This window comes from Pseudomonas sp. efr-133-TYG-103a (genome assembly GCF_030209235.1).
Classification (GTDB): Bacteria; Pseudomonadota; Gammaproteobacteria; order Pseudomonadales; family Pseudomonadaceae; genus Aquipseudomonas.
Genome location: NZ_JARVSK010000011.1, coordinates 20853 through 45557, shown reverse-complemented (window position 1 = coordinate 45557; position 24705 = coordinate 20853). Strand labels below are relative to the sequence as shown.

Genomic DNA, 24705 nt, shown 5'->3' with positions numbered 1-24705 from the left:
ATCCGTCGCGCCCTTCATGGCTCAGCCCTTTCACAAACATTCACACGATCATGCGTGCAATCCCCTAGAATGCCGTCTGTATTCAGGCAATGGCCCGACGCTGCGCTGGCAGCTCCGGGTGAAGGAAAGGCGATTGACGCATGCGGGAATCTGCGCACAAAACCGTGGTAATGGTCCTGTTCAATGACATGTTGATGCTCGATGTCACAGGGCCGATGGATGTTTTCTCGATTTCCAATCGCTTGCTCCCCGAGGGCCAACACTACCGGCTGCTGACCGTGGCCGAGCATCAGACCCTAGTGCGCAGTTCGTGCGGGCTGAAAGTCCAGGCCGATATGACGCTCAAGGATCTGCCTGCGGGCACTGACCTGCTGCTGGTGCCCGGCGGACCTGGCGCGTACGGCGTTGGCCATCCGGGCCTGACGGCGTGGTTGCCGACGGCGGTCAAGGGCGCGCGGCGTTTCGGCGCGATCTGTACCGGCGCATTTCTGCTGGGCGATGCCGGATTGCTGGACGGCTACCGCTGCACCACGCACTGGAACTATGTCGAGCGCCTGGCGCAGCGCAATCCCGGTTCGCGGGTCGAGACCGAGCAGATTTATGTCATTGATCGCAACCTGATCACCTCAGGCGGCATCACTGCCGGCATCGACATGGCGCTGGCGGTGGTCGCGGAAGATCACGGCAAGGACATCGCGCTGGAAGTGGCCAAGGTCTTGCTGGTGGTGATGAAGCGTCAGGGCGGGCAGACGCCTTACGGGCCGTTGCTGGCCGCCGTGCCTCGCGATGACACCGCCATCGCCAGGGTGCAGGCCTACGTCGTCGACCACATCGAGGAGCCGTTCACGGTCCAGCGCATGGCGGAACTGGCGGCGATGAGCGCGCGCAACTTCGCCAGGGCCTTTCAGCGCGAAGTCAGCCTGACGCCGATGCAATACGTGCTCAACGCGCGCATCGATCATTCGCGAAAACTGCTGGAAGGCAGCGATCTGCCGCTCAAGGTCGTGGCCTGTCGGTGCGGGTTCGGCAGTGCCCGGCACATGCGCAAGGCGTTCAGCGAACGCATTGGCCTGACACCCAATCAGTACCGGCAACAGTTCGGCGGCGACTGATTCGGCGGCGCGAGGTCTGCGCGGGTGCACTTGCACGCGTCGCCGGGGCGCGAGCACACTGATCGGCATTCACCGTAAAGATCATCGACGAGAAGGATTGAACATGACCACGCACACTGAAACCGCCCTGCTCGCCGGCGGCTGCTTCTGGGGCATGCAGGATTTGCTGCGCCGCTACCCGGGCGTCCTCTCCACCCGAGTCGGCTACTCCGGCGGCGACGTCCCGAACGCTACCTACCGAAATCACGGCACCCACGCCGAAGCCATCGAAATCGTCTTCGACCCGGCCCTCATCAGCTATCGGAAAATTCTGGAGTTCTTCTTCCAGATCCATGACCCGTCGACCGCCAACCGTCAGGGCAACGACATCGGCCTGAGCTATCGCTCGGCCATTTTCTACCTCAACGACGAGCAGAAAGCCGTCGCCGAAGACACCGTGGCCGATGTTGACGCCTCGGGGCTGTGGCCGGGCAAAGTCGTCACGGAAATCGCCCCCGCCGGGCCGTTCTGGGAAGCAGAGCCCGAACATCAGGACTACCTGGAGCGCATCCCCAACGGCTACACCTGTCACTTCGTTCGCCGCGACTGGGTGCTACCGTCCCGGAAGTGATTTCAACGTCTGGCGTTGAGGGCTGACTCCTGAGTCGGTCTTCAAACCCGATTGAACCAGCGCCTGTCACTGAAAAAAAGCCGAACTCCCGCCGGGCACTCACCTCCAACGTGAGTAGCCCAACGAGGACAAGGCAATGAGCAACGATCGAACCATCAGCCCCGACACCCGCAGACCGCAGCCCGATGCCCCGCCCGTCGACAGTTCCGGCAAGCCGGTGAATGTCGTCGAGCGGGACCTCGCCGACCGCGACGATGACACCCGCGCCGTCGATGAAGTCATCACGCCCAGCTCCACCCGCACCAAGGAGCAGGACGTCGAAGAACTCAACAAGAAAACCGCGGAGATCGAGCGTAAAGTCGCGGACGGCAACTGATCTGGCGCGCGTACGTCAGATCCCACGTTAACGCCTGCCGGACCTGTTTTCCGGGGCCGGCATTGGCCGGGAAGGCGACTGCAAGACGCAGCAAGAGCATCGAATGTAACGCTCCTTTCCCGGCTGAAGCCGGTCCTACCGGTTTGCATACATATTCCCTCCTTGATCCAGCCAGACACGCTGTAGGACCGGCTTTAGCCGGGAATGCGGCTGCAAGACGCGGCAAAAGCGTCGAATGTGTCGCCCTATTCCCGGCTGAACCGACCCAGCATAGTCCTGCCTTAGGCTTAAATTGCCGTCACGCTCAGCGTTGGCTGGTGGTGACGCCCGGGCCCTGCCAGCCGCCGCCCATTGCCCGGTACAGCGTCACGGCAGCACGCGAAGAGTCCGCTTCTGTGCTGTTCAGGCTGTCACTGGCGGTGAGCAACTCCCGGTTGGCATCGAGCACGTCGGTCAGGGGGATCGCCCCCGACTTGTAGGCGGTCTCGGACAGGTCCCTGGCCCGCGTCAGCGCGCTGACCTCGCCGGCCAGTTCCTCTCGGCGCTGTTCGGTCTGGGACAACGACACCAAAGCGTTCTCGACATCCTCGCAGGCCCTCAACACTGACTGGCGATACTGCGCAAGCGCCTCGGCGTTGGCACCCTTGGCCTGGGCAACCTCGGCGTCGATCTTGCCGAAGTCGAACAACCGCCAACGCACCAGTCCGCCGATCGAGGGCTGAAATGCACGCTCGGTGAACATGTGCCGACCGGTGATGCTTTCGTAGCCCAACGCGCCTGACAGCGACACTTTCGGGTAGTAGTCGGCAATGGCTTCGCCGATCCGCTCATTGGACGCCGCCAGTCGGCGCTCGGCGGCGATGATGTCCGGGCGTCGGCGCAACACGTCAGCCGGTGCGAGGCTGTCCTTGATCGCTGGCAGTGACGGGATCTGCGAGGCCGTGGCCAGTTCCGTCGCCGAACGGCCCGGCTGTTTGCCCATCAGCACGTCGAGGCGATTGAATTGCGCCTCCAGCGCGATGCGCAGCAACGGCACGGTCGCCCGCGCCTGCTTCAACAGCGCCTGGGCCTGAGCCACTTCGCGCTCATCGACATCGCCCAGGCGCCGCCGGACCTGCACCAGATCGAGCAAATGCGCGTCGGTGCTGATCTGGTCGGCGGCCACCGCCAACCTCGCCTGGTACCCGCGGATCTGCACATAGGCGTCCGCGGCTTCGGCGACCACCGAGATCCGCGTGCCCAGATGAGCCGCCTCTGCGGCCTGAGCCTCGGCTTCGGCGGCAGACGCACCGCGCCGAAGACCACCCGCCAGGTCGATCTCCCAGCTGGCAGAGGCGCCGGCGGTGAGGTCTTTCTGATTGCGCTCGTAGCCCGGCAAGTTGCGGCCCAGCGACCCCAGCGGACTTTGCAGGCTCTGCCGCTGCTTGCTAGCCGAGCCGACGAAATCCACCGTCGGATACAACTCGGCGCCCGCCGCGCTCGCCACGGCACGGGCCTGTTCGACCCGCGCCAGCGAAGCCACCAGATCCAGGTTTTGCGCCAGCACCTGATCGACGATGCTCACCAGTTGCGGATCGTCGAAGCCGTACCACCAGGTCGCCAGATTCTGCACAGCGGCGGGATCGGCGTTGCCCTCTGTGCCCTGGTTGTGGAACGGCACCAGCGCGGTGTTCGGCGCTTGGTAATCAGGGCCCACCATGCAGCCCGACAACGCGGCGCTCATCAACACCAGAGCGATGACGGCAGGCAGGACCGCCCGTCGCGGCCCGAATTCTTGCGCGCCGCGACCGGCTGCGGTCATGGCCGGGTGTTTATTCAGCGTCTCGCCCACAAGGCGCGCGCTGAAAGAAAGCTTGCTGGACATCAACGCCTCCCGTGGAAGTATTTGCGGATGAAAATGTAGAACGCCGGGGTGAACAACAGACCGAAACAGGTCACGCCAAGCATCCCGAAGAACACCGTGGTGCCCAGCGACTGACGCATTTCCGCGCCCGCGCCGGTGGCGACGGTCAGCGGCGCCACGCCGAGAATGAACGCCAGCGAAGTCATCAGAATCGGTCGCAGTCGCGTGCGGGCGGCATGCACCGCCGCGTCCACCGCTGTCGAACCGTCGTCCTGTTTCTGCTTGGCGAACTCGACGATGAGAATTGCGTTCTTCGCCGCCAGACCGATCAGCACGATGAAGCCGATCTGCGCCAGGATATCGATGGGCATGCCCCGGAAGATCAGCCCGCTGATCGCCGCCAGAATGCACATCGGCACGATCAGCACGATGGCCACCGGCAAGCGCCAGCTTTCGTACTGCGCCACCAGAACCAGGAACACGAACAGCGCTGCCGCGGCGAACACCAACAGCGTCGGCGTGCCCTTTTGTTGCTGCTGGTAAGCAAGCTCGGTCCATTCGAAGCCGATGCCTTTGGGCAGGACTTTCTCGGCCAGTTGCTCCATTTTGAGCAGTGCCGTGCCCGTCGCGACCCCGGGTGCTGCCGCGCCCTGGACTTCTGCCGCCGGGTACAGGTTGTAACGCGGCACTCGGTACGGAATGGTGTTGTGTTCGATGTCGGCCACCGTACCCACCGGCACCATCTGGCCGCTATCGTTGCGCACCTTCAAGCGGGTGATGTCTTCCGGCGTGCCGCGAAACCGGGCATCGGCCTGGGCGACCACTTGATAAGTGCGGCCCAGATAGTTGAAGTCGTTGACGTACTGCGAGCCCAGATACACCTGCAGCGTCGAGAACACGTCAGTGGGCTTGAGCCCGACTTTTTCGGCCTTGACCCGATCGATGTTGGCGAAGATCGACGGCGAACCGGCATTGAACAGCGTGAACATGCCGACGAAGTCAGGGTCTTTGCGCGCTTCGGCCACCAGCTTGTTGGCCGCCTCGGCAAGAGCCTTGGAGCCCAGTCCGGCGCGGTCTTCGAGCATCAGCTTGAACCCGCCGGAGCTGCCCAGGCCTTGCACCGGTGGCGGCGGAATGGTCAACACGTAGGCGTCCTTGATCACCGACAGGCGCTTGCGCAGATCCGCCAGCACGGATTGCGCGGTGAGTCCGGGCATGTCGTGGTTGTACAAGGACGGCAGACCGGTGAACACCGTTCCCGCATTGGAGGCGACGGTCGAGGTGGTGGCATCCAGCCCTACGAACGGCGCGATGTGCTCGATCCCTGGCGTCTGCAGCGCGATGTCCATGACCTGGCGCACGACTTTTTCCGTGCGATCCAGCGACGCACCCGGCGGCAACTGCACGATGGTGATCAGATAGCCCTGGTCCTGCTCCGGAATGAAGCCGGTCGGCGTGCTGTGAAACTCGACGCCGGTCAGGGCGATCAGGCCGACGTAGACCAGCATGACCAGTCCGAGCACTCGGGCCAGACGCCGGGTGACGTTGCCGTAACCGTGGGAGAGCCTGTCGAAACCGCGGTTGAAACGGCCGAACGAGGCGTCCATGAAGCGCTTGACGCCTTTGAACCGACCGTTGTCATGCCCCTTGTGCTTGAACAGCACCGCACACAGCGCCGGGCTCAAGGTCAGCGACACCACGCAGGAAATGATCGTCGACGCCGCGATGGTCACCGCAAACTGCCTGAAGAACAGTCCGGAAATACCACTCAGAAAAGCCGCAGGCACGAACACCGCACACAGCGTCAATGCGATCGACAGCAGCGCACCGCCGACTTCGTCCATCGTGTGGTGCGCCGCCGCCACCGGGGTCATGCCTTCGTGAATGTTGCGCTCGATGTTCTCCACCACGACGATCGCGTCATCGACCACGATCCCCACCGCCAGCACGAGGCCGAACAGCGACAGGTTGTTGAGGGAGATCCCGCACAGGTACAGCACGGTGAACGCGCCCAGCAACGAAATCGGGATGGCCACCACCGGTATGATCGTGGCCCGCCAGTTCTGCAGGAACAGGAACACCACCAGCACCACCAGCAGGATGGCCTCGAAGATGGTGGTGATGACTTCATCCACGGACTTGCCGATGAAGATCGTCGGGTCATAAATGATCGAGTACGCCACCCCGGACGGAAACTCCTTCTTCAGGTTTTCCATGGCGCCGAGCACGGCATGGTCGACGTCCAGCGAGTTGGCGCCCGGCTGCGCGTAAATCAGCAGTGTCGCGGCGTCCTTCTTGTCCATGAACGCCGTGGAGCCATAGTCCACCGCGCCGACCTCGACCCGGCCGATGTCGCCGATCCGGGTGACGCGGCCCGATGGATCGGTCTTGACCACGATGCGCTCGAACTCTTCGGGGCTGGACAGCCGCCCCAAGGCTTCGATGTTCAATTGATACGCTTCGGCGGTGCGGGTTGGCGGCTGGTTCAGCACACCGGCCGAGACCTGCAGGTTCTGTTGGCGCAGAACGGCCAGCACTTCACTGGCGCTCAGGTCATAGGCCGCCACTTTGTCCGGGTCGAGCCAGATACGCATGGCGTACTCGCGTCCACCCTGAAACTGCACGTCGCCGACGCCGGGAATCCGCGCCAGCACATCCTTGATGTGCAGCGTGGCGTAGTTGGACAGGTAGAGCGTGTCCTTGGTGCTGTCGTCCGAGAACAGGTGCACAGCCAGCAGAATGCTCGGCGTCGCTTTACGCACCTGAACCCCAAGCCGCTGCACGTCTTCGGGCAGACGCGAAATGGTGTTCTGCACCCGGTTCTGCGTCAGGTTCTGCGCGACGTTGAGGTCGGTGCCGATGCGAAACGTCACAGTGATCGTCAGCTTGCCGTCGCCGGTGGACTGACTGCTCATGTAAATCATGTTCTCGACACCGTTGATCTGCTGCTCAAGCGGTGTCGCCACGGTCTTGGAAATGGTTTCCGCCGACGCGCCGGGGTACGAAGTCGTGACCTGCACCGTTGGCGGGACGATCTCCGGGTATTGCGCGACGGGAAGGACGAACAGCGCGCCCAGACCGATCAGCGTGATGAAACAACTGACGACCACGGCGAAGCGCGGGCGATCGATGAAAAAGTGGGCTATCCGCATGTCGTCTAGTCCTTGGCCTGGTCGTTGTCGGGGGTGATTTCCCCGTCTCGGGCGTTGACCTTCGCCCCCGGCGCGGCGAACGGCAGACCGCCGATCATCACCCGGTCGTTGGCCGTCAGGCCCGACTTGACCACCCGAAGCCCTGCGCGCATGTCGCCGACTTCCACCTGCTTGGGCACGACCGCGCCGTCATCGGCCACGGTCATCACGATGAAGTGCGACTGATCGGGCAGCACGGCGGCATCCGGCACCAGCAAGGTCGGGCCTGGCGCTGCGGCGACCACGCGCAGTCTGGCGAACTCGCCCGGTGTCAGGACGCCGTCCGGATTGTTCACCGTCGCCCGGGCGTGAATCGTGCCGCTGGCGCGATTGAGCGCGTTATCGATGAAGTCCAGATTGCCGGAGGTCGAGTAGTGTTGCCCGCCGCTGGCCGCAATCTGCACCTGCTCCGGCGCATCGCCCGAACGACGTGCCTTGTATTGCTTGTACTGCTGGTAATCGGACTCGCTCATGTCGAAGTCCAGGTAGACCGGATCCTGGGAAACGATGGTCGCCAGCAGTGTGGTCGGGCTGATCGCTGCGCGGCTGCCGGCGATGAGGTTGCCGACGGACACCTGATGATTGCCGATGCGCCCGGTGAACGGCGCGAGGATCTGGCAGTGATCGAGGTCGAACTGGGCGTCGCGGATCTGCGCGTTGGCATCCGCCACCGCCGCTTGCGCTTCTTGCCAGTCGGACTTGCGCAGTTCCATGTTCTGCACGGAGCCCGCCTGATTACGCGCCAGCTCATCGGCCCGGTTGAATTCGCTCTTGGCGTAGGCCAGTCGTGCGCTTGCCCGTTGCAACTGCGCGTTGGCCTGGGCCAGGCGGATCTCGTAAGGCACGCGATCGATGCTGAACAGCAGCGCGCCTTTCTTGACCAGTTGTCCGTCTTTGAAGTGAATCCCGATCAGCGTGCCGCCAACCTGGGCGCGCAGCTCGACGCGGTCGACCGCCGAAAACTGGCCGAGAAACGACAGCCTGCTGTCGAGGTCCTTCACCAGTGGCCGGCTGACCACCACTTCGGCCAGCGGCGGCGCATCGGCCGCAACCGCGCGCTCGCGCTCACCGTCAACCAGAAACACACCCGCGCCGACGGCAGCCGCCAGCAACCCGGCCCCTACCACCGCTCTTGTCATGTTGCGTTTAGCCGTGGGCGTAGCATCGTCCGCCGACGATCCGCCATTGCTCTGTACCGAATTCACCCTCACCCCCTGGCTTGAACTTGAACAACATGAAGGCCCTCATACAAGAGCGCCCCGCTTGCCCGACCTGTGCCGTCGGCCGTCGCCCGCAGAATGACCCGCAGGCTGAGCCCGGACAGATGGATTTCGTCCTGATAACGTTTTGATGCTACGTATCATCAATATCGATGTAAACATGATGACTGTAATCATTACTATCATTCGTTTTGATTCAGGAAGGGTCAGTCACTGTGTTAAACCGGCGCGCACCGCGCTTTGTGGGCTGTAAATTCGGGTGCAGCGAGAGAGGCAGTGCCGGGGTGTCTCGTTTCGGCGCAGGACAGCCAACCGCGCGTATACTCACGCCGCCACGCATCAAGAGGTCGTTATGAAAGTCACCAAGGAACAACGCTTACTGAACAAGGAGAAGATTCTCACCGCCGCATCCCGCCTCTACCGCGAGCACGGCATTGACGGAATCGGCATCGGCGAGCTTTCCAAATCGGTGGGCCTGACCCACGGCGGTTTCTACCGGCAGTTCCCCGACGGCAAAGAGCAACTGGTGGCCGAAGCGATCCGCCGCACGTTCGATGAATACTTCGTGCAGTGGGAAGCGAGCACCCGCGTTTTCGAAATCGTGCAGAGCTACGTGACGGCCGAGCATCGCGACAGCAAACTCGACTGCTGCCCGGTTCCGACGCTGGCGGCGGATGTGTCACGCATGGGCGGCGTGGTCAGCCAGACCTACACCCAGGGCATCGAGCGCTTGCTGCACATGCTGATGGAGAAAAAAGGCGACTTGCCGGACGGGACGTCTCGTGAGCGCGCGATGCAGATCCTCGCCTCCATTTCCGGCGCGATGATGCTCGCCAGGGCCTGTAATGACACCGCACTGACCGATGAGATCATGGCGGCGGTGATCAACCAGTGGCGCGGTCTCGAAGATCCGGCTGGGCAATCCGCCTGACCTGGGCTTCAGTGCATCCTGCGTTATCAGGCAACGCATCGGTGGATGCAGTTCGTCAGCCACAGCGCATGCACCGGTTTTACTGCTGCTGCGCAGCAGATCGCCGGCAAGCGCGCTCTTACAGGCCTGTATGTCCATAAAGCTCAGCATGCACTCTCGGCGGATAACGGTGGGAGCGTGGCTTGTCCCGCGATCTGCCGCGCAGCGGCAGCAAAACCGGGCACCTTGGTTGATTCAGATATATATCATTCTCAGGATTGGCTGCCGGTCCCCGGCAGTTCGCGGGACAAGCCACGCTCCTACGGCCTATGGCCAGAATCAGCAACAGAACGTTCCCCTCAGATCGCGCGCGCCTACGGCCTATGGCCAGAATCAGAAACAGATCGCGCAACAAGGCAGCGGTTCGTCCGTTCAGGGCCGGCTGATGGAGGCGATCGCCCGGGCCAGTTCCAGCTGATTGAAGGGCTTGGGCAGTCGTTGCGTGGTGACGGTGGTCAGCGTCGGGTTGTCGGTGAAGCCCGACGCGATGATGACCGGAAGCGCGGGATCGAGGCGGGCAATGTGCTGGGCCAGTTCGGTGCCGGTCATGTTCGGCATGATGTGGTCGGTGATCACCAGGTCCAGGTCGACATGGTCGCTTATGGCCGTCAGTGCCTCGTCGCCGCTGTTGGCCGTGACCACCTGATGACCGAGGTCCTCGATCATCGCCTTGGTGCTCATCAGCACCAGCGGATCGTCATCCACGAACAGCACTTTGAGCGGCATTGCGCGTGCCTCATCGGCGGACGCCCCTTCATTCCAAGGCACCGACTGCTCGGGCGCGGCCACCGAGACGGGCAGCCACAGCTCAGCCGTCGTTCCGCTGCCGGCGGTGCTGCTCAGCACCAGTTTGCCGCCGGACTGCGCGGCCAGCCCGTGCACCATCGACAGCCCCAGGCCCGTGCCCTTGCCCAGCCCCTTGGTGGTGAAAAACGGCTCCATGGCGCGCTGCAGCGTGGCTTCATCCATGCCGCTGCCGGTGTCGGACACCGATATGCAGACGAACTCCTCCAGCCGCATTGCGCCCGCCAGACGCGGCAACGACGTTTCCCGGGCCGACACCACCACGCTGCCGCCGTCGGGCATGGCGTCCCGCGCGTTGATCATCAGATTCATGATCGCCATTTCCAGCTGCCCGGCGTCGACGAAGACCGGCTTCAGGCGCAGCGGGAAGCGGGTTTCCACGGCGATATTGGCGCCCAGTGACGTACCCAGCAGCTCTGACATGCCACGGATCAGGTTGCCGACGTCGACAGCCCTCGGGGTGAGTTCCTGTCTGCGCGCGAAGGCCAGCATCCGCTGCGTCAACGACGAGCCGCGCTGTGCTGCAGCCATCGCGTTGTCCAACAGCGAGACCGATTTCGGATCGTCCACCAGGCGTTTCTTGACGATGCCCAGACTGCCGAGGATCACCGTCAGCAGGTTATTGAAGTCATGGGCGATACCACCGGTGAGCTGGCCGATGGATTCCATCTTCTGGGATTGATACAGCGCTTCGCGGGTTTCCTTCAGCGTGGTCTGAGCCTGGACCGCCTCGGTGATGTCGCGGGTGATCTTGGCGAAACCGATGAATTGCCCGTCGTCGTCGCGGATCGGGTCGATGACTACGTGCGCCAGGAAACGCGTGCCGTCCTTGCGCACTCGCCAGCCCTGCCCCTCGAACCGCCCTTCGCTGCGCGCGGTCTGCAACGCGTGTTGGGGCCTTCCGGCGTCGGCATCGACCGGCTCGAAGAACAGCGAGAAATGCTGGCCGATCGCTTCGGCGGGGCTGTAACCCTTGATCCGCTCGGCGCCGGCGTTCCAGGTGGTGATGATGCCCGTCGGATCGAGCATGTACAGCGCGTAATCGGTGACGCCTTGAACCAGCAGGCTGAACTGCCGTTCACTGTTGCGCAATGCCTCTTGCGCCAGCCTGCGCTCGGTCAGGTCGCGGGTGACCTTGGCGTAGCCGATCAGCGAGCCATCGGGGGCATGAATCGGGTCGATCACCACCAGCGCCCACAGCCGCGTGCCGTCTTTTCTGACACGCCAACCCTCACCCTCAAAGCGTCCGGACGTGGCGGCGATCTGCAGCGCTCTGCCGGGCAAGCCCGCCAGACGATCTTCTTCGGTGTAGAACAACGAGAACGACCGACCGACGATCTCGGCTTCTTCGTACTGCTTGATCCGCCGTGCGCCGGAGTTCCAGCTGCGTACGATCCCGTCGGTGTCGATCATGTAGATGGCATAGTCGATGACGGCATCGACCAGCAAACGGTAGCGATTATCTTGTGTGAGCAATCCTTGGGAGGATTCGGCTGGTTGCATGGTCGCCTCGGGCGCGGAGTTTCGGGCTGCGCAATATGGATAAATCCGCCGGTAGATCATCGCCCATGTGCAACAAGGGCACGGCTCAGCGCCCGGCGGCGGCTTGATGCAGAGACGCCTCGCAGCGATCAATCCGGTCTGAGGACGGACTTCACGGCGGCGATGACCGACTGGATGTCGAACGGCTTGTCGAAAACCCTGACAAACAGGTCCGGGCGCTCCATCCCCAAATGCGCCTGAGCGCCACTCATCAGCATGACCGGCACATTGCCCAACGTCTTGTGCGCACGAATCGCCTCCACCAGCTCGATGCCATTCATGCCCGGCATCATGTAGTCGGTGATGACCAACTGCGGTTTCTCCCGGTCCAGAATGCTCAGCGCCTTCTGGCCGCTGCCCGCCGTGACAGTCAGATACCCCTCGTCTTCCAGCGCGTAACTCAGTATGTCGGCGATCAGGTATTCATCGTCGACAATCAGTATCGTGGTCATAAGGTCCCCCGCCCGCTCAAGCGATCATCAGCTTGAGGACGACCGAGAGGTGGACGCACTGTCTCTGCCGTCAGGGCCATGCAAACCAACCTTGTTAACGTTCATTCCCTGAGCACCGAGGGCAAGTTCGAGTATCGACGGGTCATAGGCGTTGTCGCGGATCTTCAGAATCGACAGCTGACGGGTGATCTGCATCGGCTCCTGCGCGAAGCGAATCAACAGCAGGTTGTCGACAATGCCCGACAAGTCCGGCGCCGGCGCGTCGATTTCGTTGCCCAGCAGGCTGCGCACTTCCCAAGACGCCAGCACAGTAACGCCTCTGGCGCGCAGCTCACCCATCAACGCGGTGAACAGGTCCAGAATGCGCGACTTGTCGGCGGCCGCGCGGGCCATGCCGCCCAGGCTGTCGATGAACAGGCGCTTGATCGACTTCTGCTCGACGAGTCGCAGCAGATCGATCGCCAGTTTGTCGACCATCTCGGTAGTGACCGACCGCCAGACAACGTGCAACGCACCGGACTGTTCCATCGTTTCGAGATTCAGCCCGAATGCGGCAGCCTTGAGCCGAAGCCGTTGGGGCGATTCATAGAAGCCGAACAGCATGCCCGGAGCTTCCGGGGTCGACTGGCCGAGGAAGTTCAGACCGAATGAAGTCTTGCCGGCGCCCGACGGGCCGAGAAGCAAGGTCACGGACGAGCCGACCAGACCGCCGCCGATCATCGGATCGAGGGTCGGCAGGCCGCTGGGGACGATCGAGAGGTGATCGCTGTCACGCAGGGCCGAGCAGGTGACCGTACTTTCGAGGCGCGGATACACCACCAGACCGTCCTCGGTGATTTCGCACTCGTGAGACCCGGAAATCGCCCCACTGCCGCGGGTCTTGCGCAACTTGATGCGGCGCACGGAGCGGTTGCCGACCAACTCCTCGCCCAACTCCACAACGCCGTCCACCATGGTGTGCTCAGGGCTGCCGTCGTCCAGTTGCGAGCTGGTCAGGAAGAACACCGTGCAACCGGCAAACGCAGCGTGGCCTTGCAGTTCGGAGATGAAGCGCTTGGTGTTTAGCGCCGACTCGGCTTTGGAGCGCGCATTGAGCAGGCCGTCGAGGATCATCACCGTGGACTTCTGGCGAACGATCTCCCGGCGCAGCAGCTTGACAACCTCTTCCAGGCCATCGTTTTCCATGGTGTCGAAGGCGCTGACGAACTGAATCTGATCGCCGATCTTGTCCTTGTCGAAAAAGCTCAGTGTCGACAGAAACTGGAACAGCCGCTCATGAGGCTCGGCAAGCAGCGTAGCGAACAGGACGCGACCGCCATTGTTGGCGTGGTGGAAACCGATCTGGTTGGCCAGAATGGTTTTGCCGGAACCCGGGCGTCCCTGGATGATGTAAGAGGATCCCGAAACGAATCCGCCTTTTAGCAGCTCATCCAGTCCTTCAATTCCGCTATGAAGGCGTTTTAGCTGGTTCAAAATGTGCTTCCTCCGCTGAAGGGTCAGCGTAGTGAATGGTGCGGCTGGAACGCGCGTTTAAAGTGCGCATTCTTCCGTGTTTGAGGAAGCTTTCCAAGCTCAATCATCAACGCGGCGGCAACTGGCGGGAATAAACGCCTGCAAGGCGAGCGATGCGTGACGTCTTCAGGGCGTCTTCAGGGCGTTTCGGGCTTGATTGGCGTAACAGGCGCTTCTTCGACGCAGCCCGCCGTTTCCGCCCGGGACTGCTCGCTGCGGCGCTCCGGGTCGTCCGGCTTGATCGGTGCGGACAGCGGATACTCGGGCGTGTCATCGACGCCCTGGACCGGGTCGTTGCTGGCGTCGTCGGCGGGTAGCGGTCGTTTGCTGGTCATCGCGATGGGGTCCGTGGAGTGGATGCAGTCGTTTGAGGGCGACTGCACAGACACGTGCTGTTTATCGGACCAGTGGGCGCAGCGGACGCGTTGCCTCATTCGAGTTCAGCCAGGCACTGCTCTAGAATGTCCAGGCCTTCGTTGAGCACGTCCAGTTCGATCGTCAACGGCGCGAGCAGGCGAACGATGTGCCGGGATTTGCCGCTGGGCATGAGTAACAGCCCGCGACGTCTCGCGGATTCCAACAATTGCGCCATCTGCGCGGTCCCAGGCTTGCCATCGGCTGACAATTCGATGCCGCGCATGGCGCCCACGCCGGTCAAACGCCCCAGAAACGCAGACACACCCTGTGCTTTCCATCGGTCATAACGCGCCTGTACCACCGTGGCCTGCTGCTCGCCCCACTGCGCCAGGTTGGCGTCACTCATCTCATCCAGCGTCGCAAGGCCTGCGGCGCACGCGATCGGGTTGCCGGAATAAGTCCCGCCCAGTCCGCCCTTCGGCAGCGTGTCCATCAGCGCCTTGCGACCCACCACGGCGCCCAACGGTACGCCGCCGGCGATGCTCTTGCCGAGCAACAGCAGATCCGGTTCGATTCCCAGTCGACTGAACGCAAAGCGCTGACCGGTGCGACCGAAACCGGACTGGATTTCATCTATGATCAGGACGATGCCTTTTTCGTCGCACAGCCTGCGCAGCGCCTGAGCGAATTCGACGTCCAGCGCCAGGAAGCCGCCCTCGCCCTGCACGGGTTCGATGATGAAACAAGCGACCTCGTCGACGTCAATTTCGACGCTGAACAGCCGCTCCATGGCCTTGAGCGCATCGGCCGTGGACACGCCGTTGTCCACGCTCGGATACGGCAAGTGATAAACAGCGCCGGGCAGCACGCCGACTTTCTGTTTATAGGGCGCCACTTTGCCGTTGAGGTTGAGCGTCGCCAGGGTTCGACCGTGAAACGCACCGTCGAACGCGATCACTGCCGATTTGCCGGTGTAACCACGGACGATCTTCAGCGCATTTTCAGCCGCCTCCGCGCCGCTGTTGGTGAGCATGCCGCTGACCGGATAACTCACCGGGACGAACGCGGCGAGGCGCTCGATGAACTGCTGGTAAGGCACGTGGGGCGCGGCATTGAACGCGTAATGGGTCATGCGTTGCGCCTGTTCGCAGATGGCGCTGACGATGCGCGGGTTGCAATGGCCCAGATTCAGCACGCCGATGCCCCCCACGAAGTCAATGTAGCGCTTGCCGTCGACGTCCCAGACTTCGGCATTCTTGCCATGGGTCAGACTGACGGGATGAACCACGGAAATGGAATTGCTGACAGCGGGAAAAGCCATGTTCGATCGTCCTGGGAACGGTGGAAATGCCGCTATCTAAGCGATCTGCGGCCGTCCTCGACAAGCGAAATAAAGGCAACGGGTCATTCCGCAAATTCCTGATGTCCGCCGTGCTTCATCGGGCCGGCAGGCGCAGCAGAACGTAGTCTTCCTTGTCGAAGCGGCCGCTGAGCACCACCGGCAACCTTCCCAGACGCGTGCCCTGCAGTTGCTGGAAGTCGGCATTGCTCATCACCACATCGGCCGCGCCGGGCAAGGCTTCCAGCTCCGCCGGGGTCAAGGTGAACAGCGGTTGCAGGTCTTCATCGACGTTGACCATGAACTTGATGCCTTTGCCATCCTTGCCCATGCCGTGCAGGACAAGCGGGGCGTTGTCCGACCGCGTGGCCTGGCGCACCGCCGCGGTGAACTGGCGCGTGTCGTAGAGGTTACGCTCAGCCTTCTCGAACGCACCGATGTAGCTCAGCCAGACCGCGAGCACCGCGCAGGCCGGTAACCCATAGAGTCGCAGGCGCGGGCGCATCAGCAGCGGCAGCGCCACCAACTGCAGCAGGCCCAGCGCGATCAGCAGCGGTCCGGTGTCACCCAGCGCTTCGGGAAAACGCGGTCGAATCAGCAGCAGGCCGACCATCAGCGCGCCGGGAATGAAGCAGCAGAGCGTCAGAATCAGCCCGCGCAGCCACCAGAAACAGCGTCCGCTGCGGGCGTGAAACGGATACGCGGCAATGATTGCCGCCGGGGGCAGCATCGGCAGCAGGAACCGGGCTTTTTTTGCGGACGGAATCGACAGACCGATCATCACCGTCAAGCCGGCGATGGCACACAGGTACAGCAAGTGCAGCGCCGCGTTTTTCTGTCTGCGCGCGGTGAGACCCACTGCCAGCAGGACCACGATCGCCAGCGGATAGGCCAGCGCGTAGTTACCCAGTGAGCGGCTGAAATACCAGAAGGCCGGACCGCTGCCGTCGCCGGCGTCCAGGCGTGCAGTGATCTGAGTGCGAACCACTTCGGCCAGCAATGCTTGACCGCCAGCGAGTCGGGCCAGCAGCAACAGGGTCATGGTGCACAGCGCCAGCAACGCCACTGCCACCAACGCCGACACCCACGCCTGGCGCCCGTTGCGGTTGAACAGGTGATAACTGCACAGCACGGCAGCGGGGACAATTAGACCGATCGGTCCACGAATGAGAAATCCCAGCACCAACAGCCCGTAAATCAGCCAGAGTCGACGCGCAGAGGAAAAGTGGTCTGCGGCGTAGGCCAGATAAAATACGGCGAAGGTGATGCTGGCCAGCATCTGCTCCAGCGACACGGCGCGGGTTTCGGTGATGAAGGTGTTGGTCAGCAAAAGCAGCGCGATGCTCAGCCACGCCCAGCGCCGGGAGTACGGCGCGAGCAGCCGGTACATCAGGCCCACCATGATGGCCGATGCCACGCAGGTGGGCAGCCACGCGCTGAAGCTGGTCACCTCCCCCAGCGGCAGCGAGCAGAGGTAAATAAGCCAGGTGGAAAAACCGGTGTAATCGGGATACGGCACGCCGTAGGTGGTCGGGAAGACGCTGGGGCCATGACGCAGCATTTCCTGAGCGAACAGTACGAATCGCGAATCGAAGCCGACGATTGCCAGGTGTCCGCTGGCCACGACGAACAGCACCAGGGCCAGACCGCCGGCGCTCCAGGCCTGGCGTCTGGCGCGGGCCGGGGTAACGCCGGAAAGGAACTCGGACGCTAGGGATGTCAACGGTGTCTCCTCTCGTCAGCACGAAGCGCGCTCTGCAACGACAGACAGAAGCGTAGCTGCGTTCCAGAGCCACACATCGCCAGCCGCATGAACGGACCGTCTGAAGGCCCAGTTGCCGCGACATGACGGGGCGCCCATGCCGGCCTCTTCCCGGCTGAGGCCGGTCCTACACCGCATTCATTGGGTACATCGCAGTCCACACCGTATTCCCGGTTACACCGCGCGCCGCCCCGCAATCGCGGGCACGCCGCGCATAACCGTAGGACCGGCTTTAGCCGGGAAGGCGTCAGGTGTCCTGCCACAGATATAATGGCGATCAAACCGGCCTCTTCCCGGCTGAAGCCGGTCCTACACCGCATTCTTCGGGTACATCGCAGTCCTACAACGCTTTTTCCAGGTGCGCCGCGCAACCGTAGGACAGGCTTTAGCCGGGAAGGCGTCAGGTGTTGCGACACAGATATGATGGCGTTCAAACCGGCCTTTTGCAGCAAGCCTCACGCCGCACCGACCGCCAATCCTGCCTCTTGCAGCGTGACGGTAAAGCAGCAGCCTCCCGATGGCCGGCTCGCCAGCGACACCTGCCAGTGCTGGTTGGCGCAGATCCGCTGCACCAGCGAAAGCCCCAGGCCCAGGCCCTCCCCGCGCTGTTCGTCGCCGCGCACGAACGGCTGGAACATCGCTTGCTGTTTTTCCAGCGGGATGCCGATGCCGCTGTCTTCCACACTGAAACCGTCGTCCCGCAAGGTCAGGCGGATGAACCCTTGATCGGTGTAGTGCCAGGCATTACGCAGCAGATTGCCCATGACCGAGCGCAGCAGCGGCGCGTTGTAGGTCTCCTGGCTGAGGGCCTCGTGAGTGCGACCTTTGGCCTGGACAATGAACGTCAGGCCTTTTTCTTCGATCGGCCGCCGCCAGGTTTCGGCCAGTTCGTCGGCGATCTGCTCAAGGCCGGCCTTCTGCCCCTGAGGCGCATTCTTGCCCTCGGTGCGGGCAAGCAGCAGGAAGGTTTCGACCAGTTGATTCATGCCCGCCGTGGCCTTGCTGATGCGCTGCACCTGAGCGCGTGAGCGTTCGTCCAGTTGCGGATAATCCATCAACAGCTCGCACGACGTCGCCAGCACCATCAAGGGCGTGCGCAACTCGTGGCTGACGTCGCTGGTGAAGAGCTTCTCCCGGCCAAGGGCCTCGCGCAGCCGCCCAAGGGTTTCGTCGAAGGATTTGGCCAGCGCGCCAACCTCGTCGTTGGCATAGTCACCCGCCAGGACCGGAGCGAGTTCGAGGAGCTGATCGCGATGGCGAACCTGGCCGGCCAGACGCGACACCGGCGCCATCACTCGGGAGGCCAGCAGGCGTCCCAGCAGAATGGCCAGCAGGACGCTGAGCACGAAGCCGATCAGCACGACCCCGAACAGAATCCGCTCGCGCTTTTCGAATTTGCGTTGATCGCGCAGCAGCACGTAGCGGCGCTCGCCCACGGTCGTGACCATGGCGTAATAAGCCCGCTTGCCGCGATAGAACTCCTGAAAACCAGGCTGCAGGCCTTTCAGGTCGTCACTCATGGCAACGTCGCCGACGCCATCGTCGGCGTAGAACAGCTCGCCCTTCTCAGGCCGGTGCCGCCAGTCGTCGATGCTGTCCTGAGCCAGGATCCGGTGCAGGTTGCCGCCCAGGCTGATGATCGTCAGGCGTTTCTCGACCACGTGAACGGTGGCAATGATGCCGACGGCGAAAACACCGGCGACCAGGGTGCTCATCAGCGCGAATACGATGACGATCCGCTGTTTGAGACTGTGTTTGATGTCCATGAGGGTCCGTGCATGGCGGTACTCGTATCTTGGGGCAGCGCCCCGCCGCCGCCGATTATCCGCCAGGCCATGTCATGGTTTTGTCAACGAACGGTGCTGTCCCGCCGCGGCTCGACGATTTCTGGTCAGTCGGCAACCGCCGCCGGCGGCATCAGCCACATTGCCATTGCGCACCCGGCCATCAGCAGCGACGTCACCACGAAGACCACGGGCATGCCGAAATGCCCGCCCAGATAGCCGCCGGTGAGCGGGCCGAGGACTTGGCCGACGTACTGGCTGGACGTCGAGTAACCGAGCATGCGCCCCGCCACCGCGTCAGGTACCGAATGGCGGATGATCGCGGCAATGCAGGGCAACAGCCCGCCCAGCGCGATGCCCATGAGAAAGCGCAACACCACCAGTTGCCACTCGTTGCTGACCAATGCCTGTGGAATCAGCAGGATCGCTGCGGCGCTGAGACAACCGATCACCACTTTCCAGTGCCCCACCCGGTCGGCCAGCTTGCCGATCCGCGACGCCGACAAAATGCTGGCCAACGCCGTCGCCGACATCACCACGCCTGCCATCAGCGTGACGTTTGCCGTGTGCAGTTGAGTCAGGTACACCGTGATGATCGGCTCGATGGACATGATTGAAAACATCACCAGACTTGCCACCACGTACATGATGATCACTGGCTTCTTGTCCGGGATCAGCTCCCAGGCGCGGATCGTCACAGGCTTCGCTGAATCGGCAGCGCGCTTGGGACGCGGCGCTTCCTTCATGAGGAACGCAGTGGCGAGGAAGGCCAGAAATATCACGCCGCCCGCCAGGAAGAAGGTATTACGAATGCCGATCAACGGCGGCATCAGCCCGCCGATCAGCGGCCCGGTCAGGTTGCCCGCCATGATCCCGGAAGCCAGCATGCCCAGCGCCCAGCCGGAGCGCTCTTTCGGCGTCTGCGTGGCGACCAGAATCGTTGCTCCGGAGGCATACCCGCCGAGCAGCCCCGCAAGCAGGCGCAAGCCCACCAGTTGATAGATGTTTTCCGCCAGGCCGATCAGCGACATGGCAACCGCCATGCCCAGGCTGGCGCGAATCAGCATCAATTTGCGACCGTAGCGGTCGCCCAGTCTGCCCCACAACGGCGCGGTGCAGGCGGCGCTGAGGAAGGTTGCCCCAAACGCCACGCCCGACCACTGCACAATCGCCGCAGGGTCACTGACACCCAGGTGCTCGACGTACAAAGGCAGAAACGGCAGCAACAGCGTCATCGCGACGATGGTGGTAAAAGCCCCCAGCACGCAGACGGCCAGATTTCGTTTCCAGTGCTGCTCGACGATGGATGTTGGCGGCTGGGCTGTCATGACGACTCCACGGTAGACGGAATCCGCCTACGGTAGAGCCCTGCAAGCCATAAATAAAATTCATGTTTTTTATACGCTGGATTCCAGCGAGGAATGACGCAGCCTTGTCACCCATCGGACTGCCTGATGCTCCTTCGTGGAAGCGCAACGCCGTGTCGGCGTGCGCCTCGCTTGGGAGGTCAACACATTAGAGCGATTCGACGCCCAGTTCATCCCAGACCGCTTCGGCCAGGTGAAACGATGCGTTGGCAGCCGGAATCCCGCAGTAAATCGCGCTTTGCATCAATACCTCTTTGATTTCGTCGCGGCTGACCCCGTTGTTTTTCGCGGCGCGCAGGTGCAGGCGCAGTTCACCCTCGCGATTCATGCCGATCAGCATCGCGATGGTGATCAGGCTGCGGGTGTGACGCGACAAGCCCGGCCGGGTCCAGATATCGCCCCAGGCGTGACGCGTGATCATTTCCTGAAACTCGCCATTGAAGGGCGTGATGTTTTCCAGGCTGCCTTGCACATGGGCTTCACCCAATACCGCCCGGCGCACGCTCAGGCCTTCTTGGTAACGTTGATTTTCGTCCATTTGGGTTCCAGTCATCTGTTTAACGGAGATTGAACGCCTGATGATCAGCCACCGCGCGCTTGACCCAGCGTCTGGATTGACCCAGGTATTGCGCAGGGTTGAGCAGGTTGTCCAGCGCCTGTGACGAAAGCTGCGCGGTGACCTGTGGCTCGGCGCCGAGCACGTCACGCAGGTGCACGTTCTGGTCCACTGCCCGGCGACAGCATTGTTCGATCAGGTGATGGGCGGCGTCACGGCCGATGCGTTGCGCGAGGGCGATGCTGACCGCTTCTGCCAGCACCAGCCCTTTGCTCAGGTCAAGGTTGTGCAGCATGCGGACGGCGTCGACCTCCAGATCAGGAATCACCGCCAGTGCCTGCTGCAGCGCACCGGACACCAGGCAGCAGAGTTGCGGCAGGGTTTCCCATTCAGCGTGCCACAGGCCCAGGCTGCGTTCGTGCTCCTGCGGCATAACACTGAACATGGTCGCGATCAGACCCGGCGCGCGGGTCGCCGCTGCGATCATCACCGCGGCGCCGACGGGGTTGCGTTTGTGCGGCATGGTCGATGAACCACCCTTGCCCGCCGCCGCAGGCTCGAACACCTCACCGGCTTCGGTCTGCATCAGCAGGCTGATGTCGCGACCCAATTTACCCAGACTCCCGGCGATCAGCCCCAACACACTGGCGAATTCCACCAGGCGATCGCGCTGGGTGTGCCAGGGCTGATCCGGCAGGCCGAGCTTCAACTCGCGGGCCAGCGCCTCGGCCACCGGAAAGGCCATTTCTCCTAGTGCCGCCAGACTGCCCGAGGCACCGCCGAACTGCACGCACAGCAGGCGCGGTTTGATCTCGTTCAAGCGTTGCCGATGCCGGGTGATCGCCCCCAGCCAGCCGGCGATCTTCGCCCCCAGCGTCACCGGCGTCGCCTGTTGCAGCCAGGTCCGTCCGGACATCGGCACAGCCGCATGACGCTGCGCCTGCTGCGCCAGAGCGTCGGCCAACAGGCTCAGATCTTTTTCCAGCAGCGTCACCGCCGCTCGCAGTTGCAGGACCAGGCCGCTGTCCATCACGTCCTGGCTGGTGGCGCCCAGATGAACGTAGCGCTCGGCGCTGGGGTTGCGGCCGGCAATCTGTTGTCCCAGCGCTTTTACCAGCGGGATGGCCGAATTGCCGGCGTTGCCGATCGCCTCGGCGAGTGCATCGAAGTCATACAGGCGCGCGTCGCAGGCCGCAACGATGTCCGCCACTGCATCGCCGGGAATGACGCCCAGCCCGGCCTGAGCGCGGGCCAGCGCGGCTTCGAAATCCAGCATGCCCTGCACGCGGCCCTGATCGGAAAAAATGTCGCGCATGCGCGCCTGAGTGAAGTAACGGTCAAAAAGCTGGTTGCCCGGTCTGTTCAAAGTACTGCTCCTGGCTGGTCGTCCCAACGGAAATCCTCGTCAAACCGGCCCCGTGGTCACCGGTGTAATCACTGTGATTGCGCCTGGGTTCACCGGGGCCCCGCGTCAGAAATCGAAGAACACCGTTTCGTCTTCGCCCTGAACGCGGATGTCGAAACGATAGGCCAGTTTTCCGTCTACGGCGCAGCGTCTGGCGATCAGGGTCTGGCGTCGCTGAGGCTGCTCGATCAGATTGAGCACCGGATCCAGCGCGTTGCCTTCGGCCTCATCATCGAAATACAGACGCGTCTGCAGGTGGATATTGATGCCACGGGCGAACAGCGACACGTTGATGTGCGGCGCCATCGGCACACCCGCCGCATTGAGCACGACACCCGGCTTGACCGTCCTGACCAGCCATTCGCCCTCGTCAGTGGTGGCGGTCCGGCCGAAACAGTTGAAGTCTTTACTCAAGTCATAGGCGGTGTCGTAGAACCCGTCGGCGTTGGCTTGCCAGAACTCCAGAAACGAATCGCGAATCAGGTGGCCGTTACCGTCGTAGACATGGCCCAGCAGGATGATGTGCTCGCCGGACGCACCGGGCCTGGCCATCTCGTTCCAGATTTCCTGTTCACGCGGTGGATTGCCCGCCGCTTCGAGGGCCAGGCCGATGTGCACGTAGGGTCCGGCAGTCTGAGACGGGGTTTCAGGCAGGATTTCAACAGGCATGACTGGCCTCCTCTCAGGCGTTTTCAAAGTGCGTTTTGCGCTGACCGCGCAGGACAATGTCAAACCGGTATGCCAGGCAATCCATCGGATTGGCCATGCTCATGTCCAGTCTGGCAATCAGGCTCTGCACCGCTTCGGCACTGGCAATCGACTTGACGATGGGGCACATCGCAATGAGCGGATCGCCCTCGAAATACAGTTGCGTGATCAGCCGCGTGGCGATGGACGGGCCGCTGATGGAGAAATGAATGTGCGCCGGACGCCAGTCGTTGGGGCCGTTGCGCCACGGGTAAGGGCCTGGCTTGACGGTGCGAAAGCGGTAATGACCGTCGCGGTCGGTGAGGCAGCGACCCACGCCGCCGAAATTGGGGTCCAGCGGCGCAAGGTAAGCGTCCTTCTTGTGACGGTAGCGCCCCCCGGCGTTGGCCTGCCACATTTCAACTAACGTGTGCGGTACCGGCTTGCCGTATTGGTCGATCACACGCCCTGCGACAATGATCCGCTCGCCGATGGGCAGACCGCCATGGTTGAAATTCAGCAGCAAGTCATCGTCGTGACGACCGAGTTGCAAGTGAGAGAAGTCGGGACCGCTGGTCTCCGAAATCGACTGGCCGATGCTGACCAGTGCCTGGCGAGGGGAACGCAGAATCGAAGTCTTGTAGTCCGGCGTGAGGGCTTTGGGGTGCCAGTTGCGATCGCGTATGGCAAAGCGGCTGTCGTGGGCATCGGACATGCCGGTCTCCTTTTTGTCGTTTTTAGAAGGCTGCGCTTGTGGCCACGGCGACCTGAAGCAAGCGATGGGCGCAGTCTGGCGCGCCGGGAGCCTTGGCAAAACTGAAAAAAAAGACCGCATCCATAACCAAATGGTTATGGATGTTCGCCGTCACGATAGGCCGCACCCACTTCGCGCAGCGTCTCCACGCACCACTGCGCAGCGATGGACAGAGGCAACGCCGGGTTGCTGCACAGTCCGACCGAGCCGCCGGGTTCACGGATGCCCAGCTCGAGCTCGGCCAGTTGCCCATCAGCCAGGTCCTGACGAACCGCGTCCAGCGGCGCGATCCACACCGCGTCGCTGCACTGCACGTAGCGACGGCTCAACGTCAATGACAAGGTTTCCAGACGCTGGCGCGGCGGCGTGATGCCGTGCTGTACGAACAGGCTGTCGGCGAATTTGCGGATGGTCGTGCCGGCCAGCGGCAGGACCAGCGGGAAATCTTCGAGCCTGGCGCCCTCGCCCTTGAGCAGCGGATGGTCGGCGCGCACTACCAGGGTCATCGACTCGCTGTACAGGTGCTCGAAGCTCAGACCGAGTATCTGCGGGCTGTCGGTCATGCGCCCGACCACAAGGTCCAGCTCGGCGAGACGCAGTTGCGACAGCAGGTAGGCGCTTGGCCCGGTGACGACGCTGATCACCAGCGCCGGATGACGGGCGTGCAGGCGACGGATCACCTCCGGCACCAGCACGCTTTCAACCGTCGACAGCACCCCCAGGCGCACCGCCACCGGCTCATGCTCGCGGGCGCGCAGGCTGTTCACCCCTTCGCGCAGCGCCTGCACGCTGGGGCCCGCGTAGCGCATGAACGCAACGCCCGCCTCGGTCAGCGCGGCACCGCTTTTACTGCGCACGAACAGGCTGGCGGACAGCAGCGTTTCCAGCTCCTTGAGGGTTTTCGACAGCGCCGGCTGACTGATCGCAAGCTTGCCCGAGGCCTTGGCCAGACTGCCCTGACGGGCGACCTCGAGAAAACACAGCAGATGTCGGAATTTGATGCGGGTGTCGATGTTCACGGCAGGGTCGGCCTGGAGTGGCAACGGGCAAAGAACTCGCGAC

Annotated in this window: 20 protein-coding genes; 4 read left to right on the top strand and 16 right to left on the bottom strand. The window is 62.9% G+C overall.

Features of this window, described 5'->3' with window-relative positions; genetic code table 11:
• Positions 1-140 precede the first annotated feature (140 nt).
• From QRN36_RS08865 to QRN36_RS08855, 3 genes are all read left to right on the top strand, one after another.
• A complete protein-coding gene (locus QRN36_RS08865) occupies positions 141-1112 on the top strand; it encodes a GlxA family transcriptional regulator (RefSeq protein WP_285423712.1) in 972 nt (323 codons plus the stop codon).
• Between the two features lie 103 nt (positions 1113-1215).
• Positions 1216-1722, top strand: coding sequence for a peptide-methionine (S)-S-oxide reductase MsrA (gene msrA / locus QRN36_RS08860; RefSeq protein WP_285423711.1), 507 nt, complete (start codon positions 1216-1218; stop codon positions 1720-1722).
• Positions 1723-1858: 136 nt separating this feature from the next.
• Positions 1859-2098, top strand: coding sequence for a hypothetical protein (locus QRN36_RS08855; protein WP_285423710.1), 240 nt, complete (start codon positions 1859-1861; stop codon positions 2096-2098).
• A gap of 304 nt (positions 2099-2402) precedes the next feature.
• Here the strand turns inward: QRN36_RS08855 and QRN36_RS08850 are convergent, their stop codons facing one another.
• The 3 genes from QRN36_RS08850 to QRN36_RS08840 are packed head-to-tail and all read right to left on the bottom strand — an operon-like array spanning position 2403 to position 8337.
• Positions 2403-3962 (bottom strand): efflux transporter outer membrane subunit, encoded by a 1560-nt coding sequence (locus QRN36_RS08850; RefSeq protein WP_285423709.1) that lies wholly within the window; start codon positions 3960-3962, stop codon positions 2403-2405.
• Complete coding sequence (locus tag QRN36_RS08845) at positions 3962-7093, bottom strand: efflux RND transporter permease subunit (RefSeq protein WP_285423708.1); 3132 nt, start codon at positions 7091-7093, stop codon at positions 3962-3964. Before QRN36_RS08845 ends, QRN36_RS08850 begins: the two co-directional genes overlap by 1 nt.
• 5 nt (positions 7094-7098) lie before the next feature.
• Positions 7099-8337, bottom strand: a complete 1239-nt coding sequence (locus QRN36_RS08840; protein ID WP_285423707.1) for an efflux RND transporter periplasmic adaptor subunit — start codon at positions 8335-8337, stop codon at positions 7099-7101.
• Between the two features lie 367 nt (positions 8338-8704).
• Between QRN36_RS08840 and QRN36_RS08835 the strand changes: the two genes are divergently transcribed.
• Positions 8705-9283 carry a TetR/AcrR family transcriptional regulator gene (locus QRN36_RS08835; RefSeq protein ID WP_285423706.1) on the top strand — a complete coding sequence of 193 codons (579 nt, stop codon included), beginning with the start codon at positions 8705-8707 and terminating at the stop codon, positions 9281-9283.
• Positions 9284-9694: 411 nt separating this feature from the next.
• On the opposite strand, the gene QRN36_RS08830 is transcribed toward QRN36_RS08835, so the two are convergent.
• The 13 genes from QRN36_RS08830 to pcaQ all read right to left on the bottom strand — a co-directional run bounded on the left by QRN36_RS08830 (position 9695) and on the right by pcaQ (position 24662).
• Positions 9695-11629, bottom strand: coding sequence for a PAS domain-containing sensor histidine kinase (locus QRN36_RS08830; protein ID WP_285423705.1), 1935 nt, complete (start codon positions 11627-11629; stop codon positions 9695-9697).
• A gap of 128 nt (positions 11630-11757) precedes the next feature.
• The gene (locus QRN36_RS08825; RefSeq protein ID WP_285423704.1) at positions 11758-12120 is read right to left on the bottom strand and encodes a response regulator transcription factor; all 363 of its coding nucleotides are present in this window, start codon (positions 12118-12120) and stop codon (positions 11758-11760) included.
• A 27-nt stretch (positions 12121-12147) separates the two neighbouring features.
• Positions 12148-13596 (bottom strand): ATPase domain-containing protein, encoded by a 1449-nt coding sequence (locus QRN36_RS08820; protein ID WP_342655805.1) that lies wholly within the window; start codon positions 13594-13596, stop codon positions 12148-12150.
• Positions 13597-13769: 173 nt separating this feature from the next.
• A complete protein-coding gene (locus tag QRN36_RS08815; protein ID WP_285423703.1) occupies positions 13770-13967 on the bottom strand; it encodes a hypothetical protein in 198 nt (65 codons plus the stop codon).
• 95 nt (positions 13968-14062) lie between these two features.
• A complete protein-coding gene (locus QRN36_RS08810; RefSeq protein ID WP_285423702.1) occupies positions 14063-15310 on the bottom strand; it encodes an aspartate aminotransferase family protein in 1248 nt (415 codons plus the stop codon).
• A 115-nt stretch (positions 15311-15425) separates the two neighbouring features.
• On the bottom strand, positions 15426-17051 hold the full coding sequence (locus tag QRN36_RS08805; protein WP_373568721.1) for an ArnT family glycosyltransferase: 1626 nt from the start codon (positions 17049-17051) through the stop codon (positions 15426-15428).
• Positions 17052-17545: 494 nt separating this feature from the next.
• On the bottom strand, positions 17546-18856 hold the full coding sequence (locus QRN36_RS08800) for a HAMP domain-containing sensor histidine kinase (RefSeq protein WP_285423701.1): 1311 nt from the start codon (positions 18854-18856) through the stop codon (positions 17546-17548).
• Between the two features lie 125 nt (positions 18857-18981).
• Positions 18982-20202, bottom strand: a complete 1221-nt coding sequence (locus QRN36_RS08795; protein WP_285423700.1) for an MFS transporter — start codon at positions 20200-20202, stop codon at positions 18982-18984.
• 187 nt (positions 20203-20389) lie between these two features.
• On the bottom strand, positions 20390-20779 hold the full coding sequence (pcaC, locus tag QRN36_RS08790) for a 4-carboxymuconolactone decarboxylase (protein ID WP_285423699.1): 390 nt from the start codon (positions 20777-20779) through the stop codon (positions 20390-20392).
• Positions 20780-20798: 19 nt separating this feature from the next.
• Complete coding sequence (locus tag QRN36_RS08785) at positions 20799-22163, bottom strand: 3-carboxy-cis,cis-muconate cycloisomerase (RefSeq protein ID WP_285423698.1); 1365 nt, start codon at positions 22161-22163, stop codon at positions 20799-20801.
• Positions 22164-22268: 105 nt separating this feature from the next.
• Positions 22269-22871, bottom strand: a complete 603-nt coding sequence (gene pcaG / locus QRN36_RS08780; RefSeq protein WP_285423697.1) for a protocatechuate 3,4-dioxygenase subunit alpha — start codon at positions 22869-22871, stop codon at positions 22269-22271.
• Between the two features lie 13 nt (positions 22872-22884).
• Complete coding sequence (gene pcaH, locus QRN36_RS08775; protein WP_285423696.1) at positions 22885-23604, bottom strand: protocatechuate 3,4-dioxygenase subunit beta; 720 nt, start codon at positions 23602-23604, stop codon at positions 22885-22887.
• Between the two features lie 134 nt (positions 23605-23738).
• Positions 23739-24662 (bottom strand): pca operon transcription factor PcaQ, encoded by a 924-nt coding sequence (pcaQ, locus tag QRN36_RS08770; RefSeq protein ID WP_285423695.1) that lies wholly within the window; start codon positions 24660-24662, stop codon positions 23739-23741.
• Positions 24663-24705: the final 43 nt, after the last annotated feature.

What these genes read in the sequence shown, in the direction of transcription:
- QRN36_RS08835 (WP_285423706.1), top strand. Translation starts at nt 8,705, where the DNA reads ATGAAAGTCACCAAGGAACAACGCTTACTGAACAAGGAGAAGATTCTC.
- QRN36_RS08810 (WP_285423702.1), bottom strand. Translation starts at nt 15,310, where the DNA reads ATGGCTTTTCCCGCTGTCAGCAATTCCATTTCCGTGGTTCATCCCGTC.
- QRN36_RS08815 (WP_285423703.1), bottom strand. Translation starts at nt 13,967, where the DNA reads ATGACCAGCAAACGACCGCTACCCGCCGACGACGCCAGCAACGACCCG.
- pcaG (WP_285423697.1), bottom strand. Translation starts at nt 22,871, where the DNA reads ATGCCTGTTGAAATCCTGCCTGAAACCCCGTCTCAGACTGCCGGACCC.
- QRN36_RS08795 (WP_285423700.1), bottom strand. Translation starts at nt 20,202, where the DNA reads ATGACAGCCCAGCCGCCAACATCCATCGTCGAGCAGCACTGGAAACGA.
- QRN36_RS08865 (WP_285423712.1), top strand. Translation starts at nt 141, where the DNA reads ATGCGGGAATCTGCGCACAAAACCGTGGTAATGGTCCTGTTCAATGAC.
- QRN36_RS08850 (WP_285423709.1), bottom strand. Translation starts at nt 3,962, where the DNA reads ATGTCCAGCAAGCTTTCTTTCAGCGCGCGCCTTGTGGGCGAGACGCTG.
- QRN36_RS08825 (WP_285423704.1), bottom strand. Translation starts at nt 12,120, where the DNA reads ATGACCACGATACTGATTGTCGACGATGAATACCTGATCGCCGACATA.
- QRN36_RS08830 (WP_285423705.1), bottom strand. Translation starts at nt 11,629, where the DNA reads ATGCAACCAGCCGAATCCTCCCAAGGATTGCTCACACAAGATAATCGC.
- pcaH (WP_285423696.1), bottom strand. Translation starts at nt 23,604, where the DNA reads ATGTCCGATGCCCACGACAGCCGCTTTGCCATACGCGATCGCAACTGG.
- QRN36_RS08845 (WP_285423708.1), bottom strand. Translation starts at nt 7,093, where the DNA reads ATGCGGATAGCCCACTTTTTCATCGATCGCCCGCGCTTCGCCGTGGTC.
- pcaC (WP_285423699.1), bottom strand. Translation starts at nt 20,779, where the DNA reads ATGGACGAAAATCAACGTTACCAAGAAGGCCTGAGCGTGCGCCGGGCG.
- msrA (WP_285423711.1), top strand. Translation starts at nt 1,216, where the DNA reads ATGACCACGCACACTGAAACCGCCCTGCTCGCCGGCGGCTGCTTCTGG.
- QRN36_RS08855 (WP_285423710.1), top strand. Translation starts at nt 1,859, where the DNA reads ATGAGCAACGATCGAACCATCAGCCCCGACACCCGCAGACCGCAGCCC.
- QRN36_RS08800 (WP_285423701.1), bottom strand. Translation starts at nt 18,856, where the DNA reads ATGGACATCAAACACAGTCTCAAACAGCGGATCGTCATCGTATTCGCG.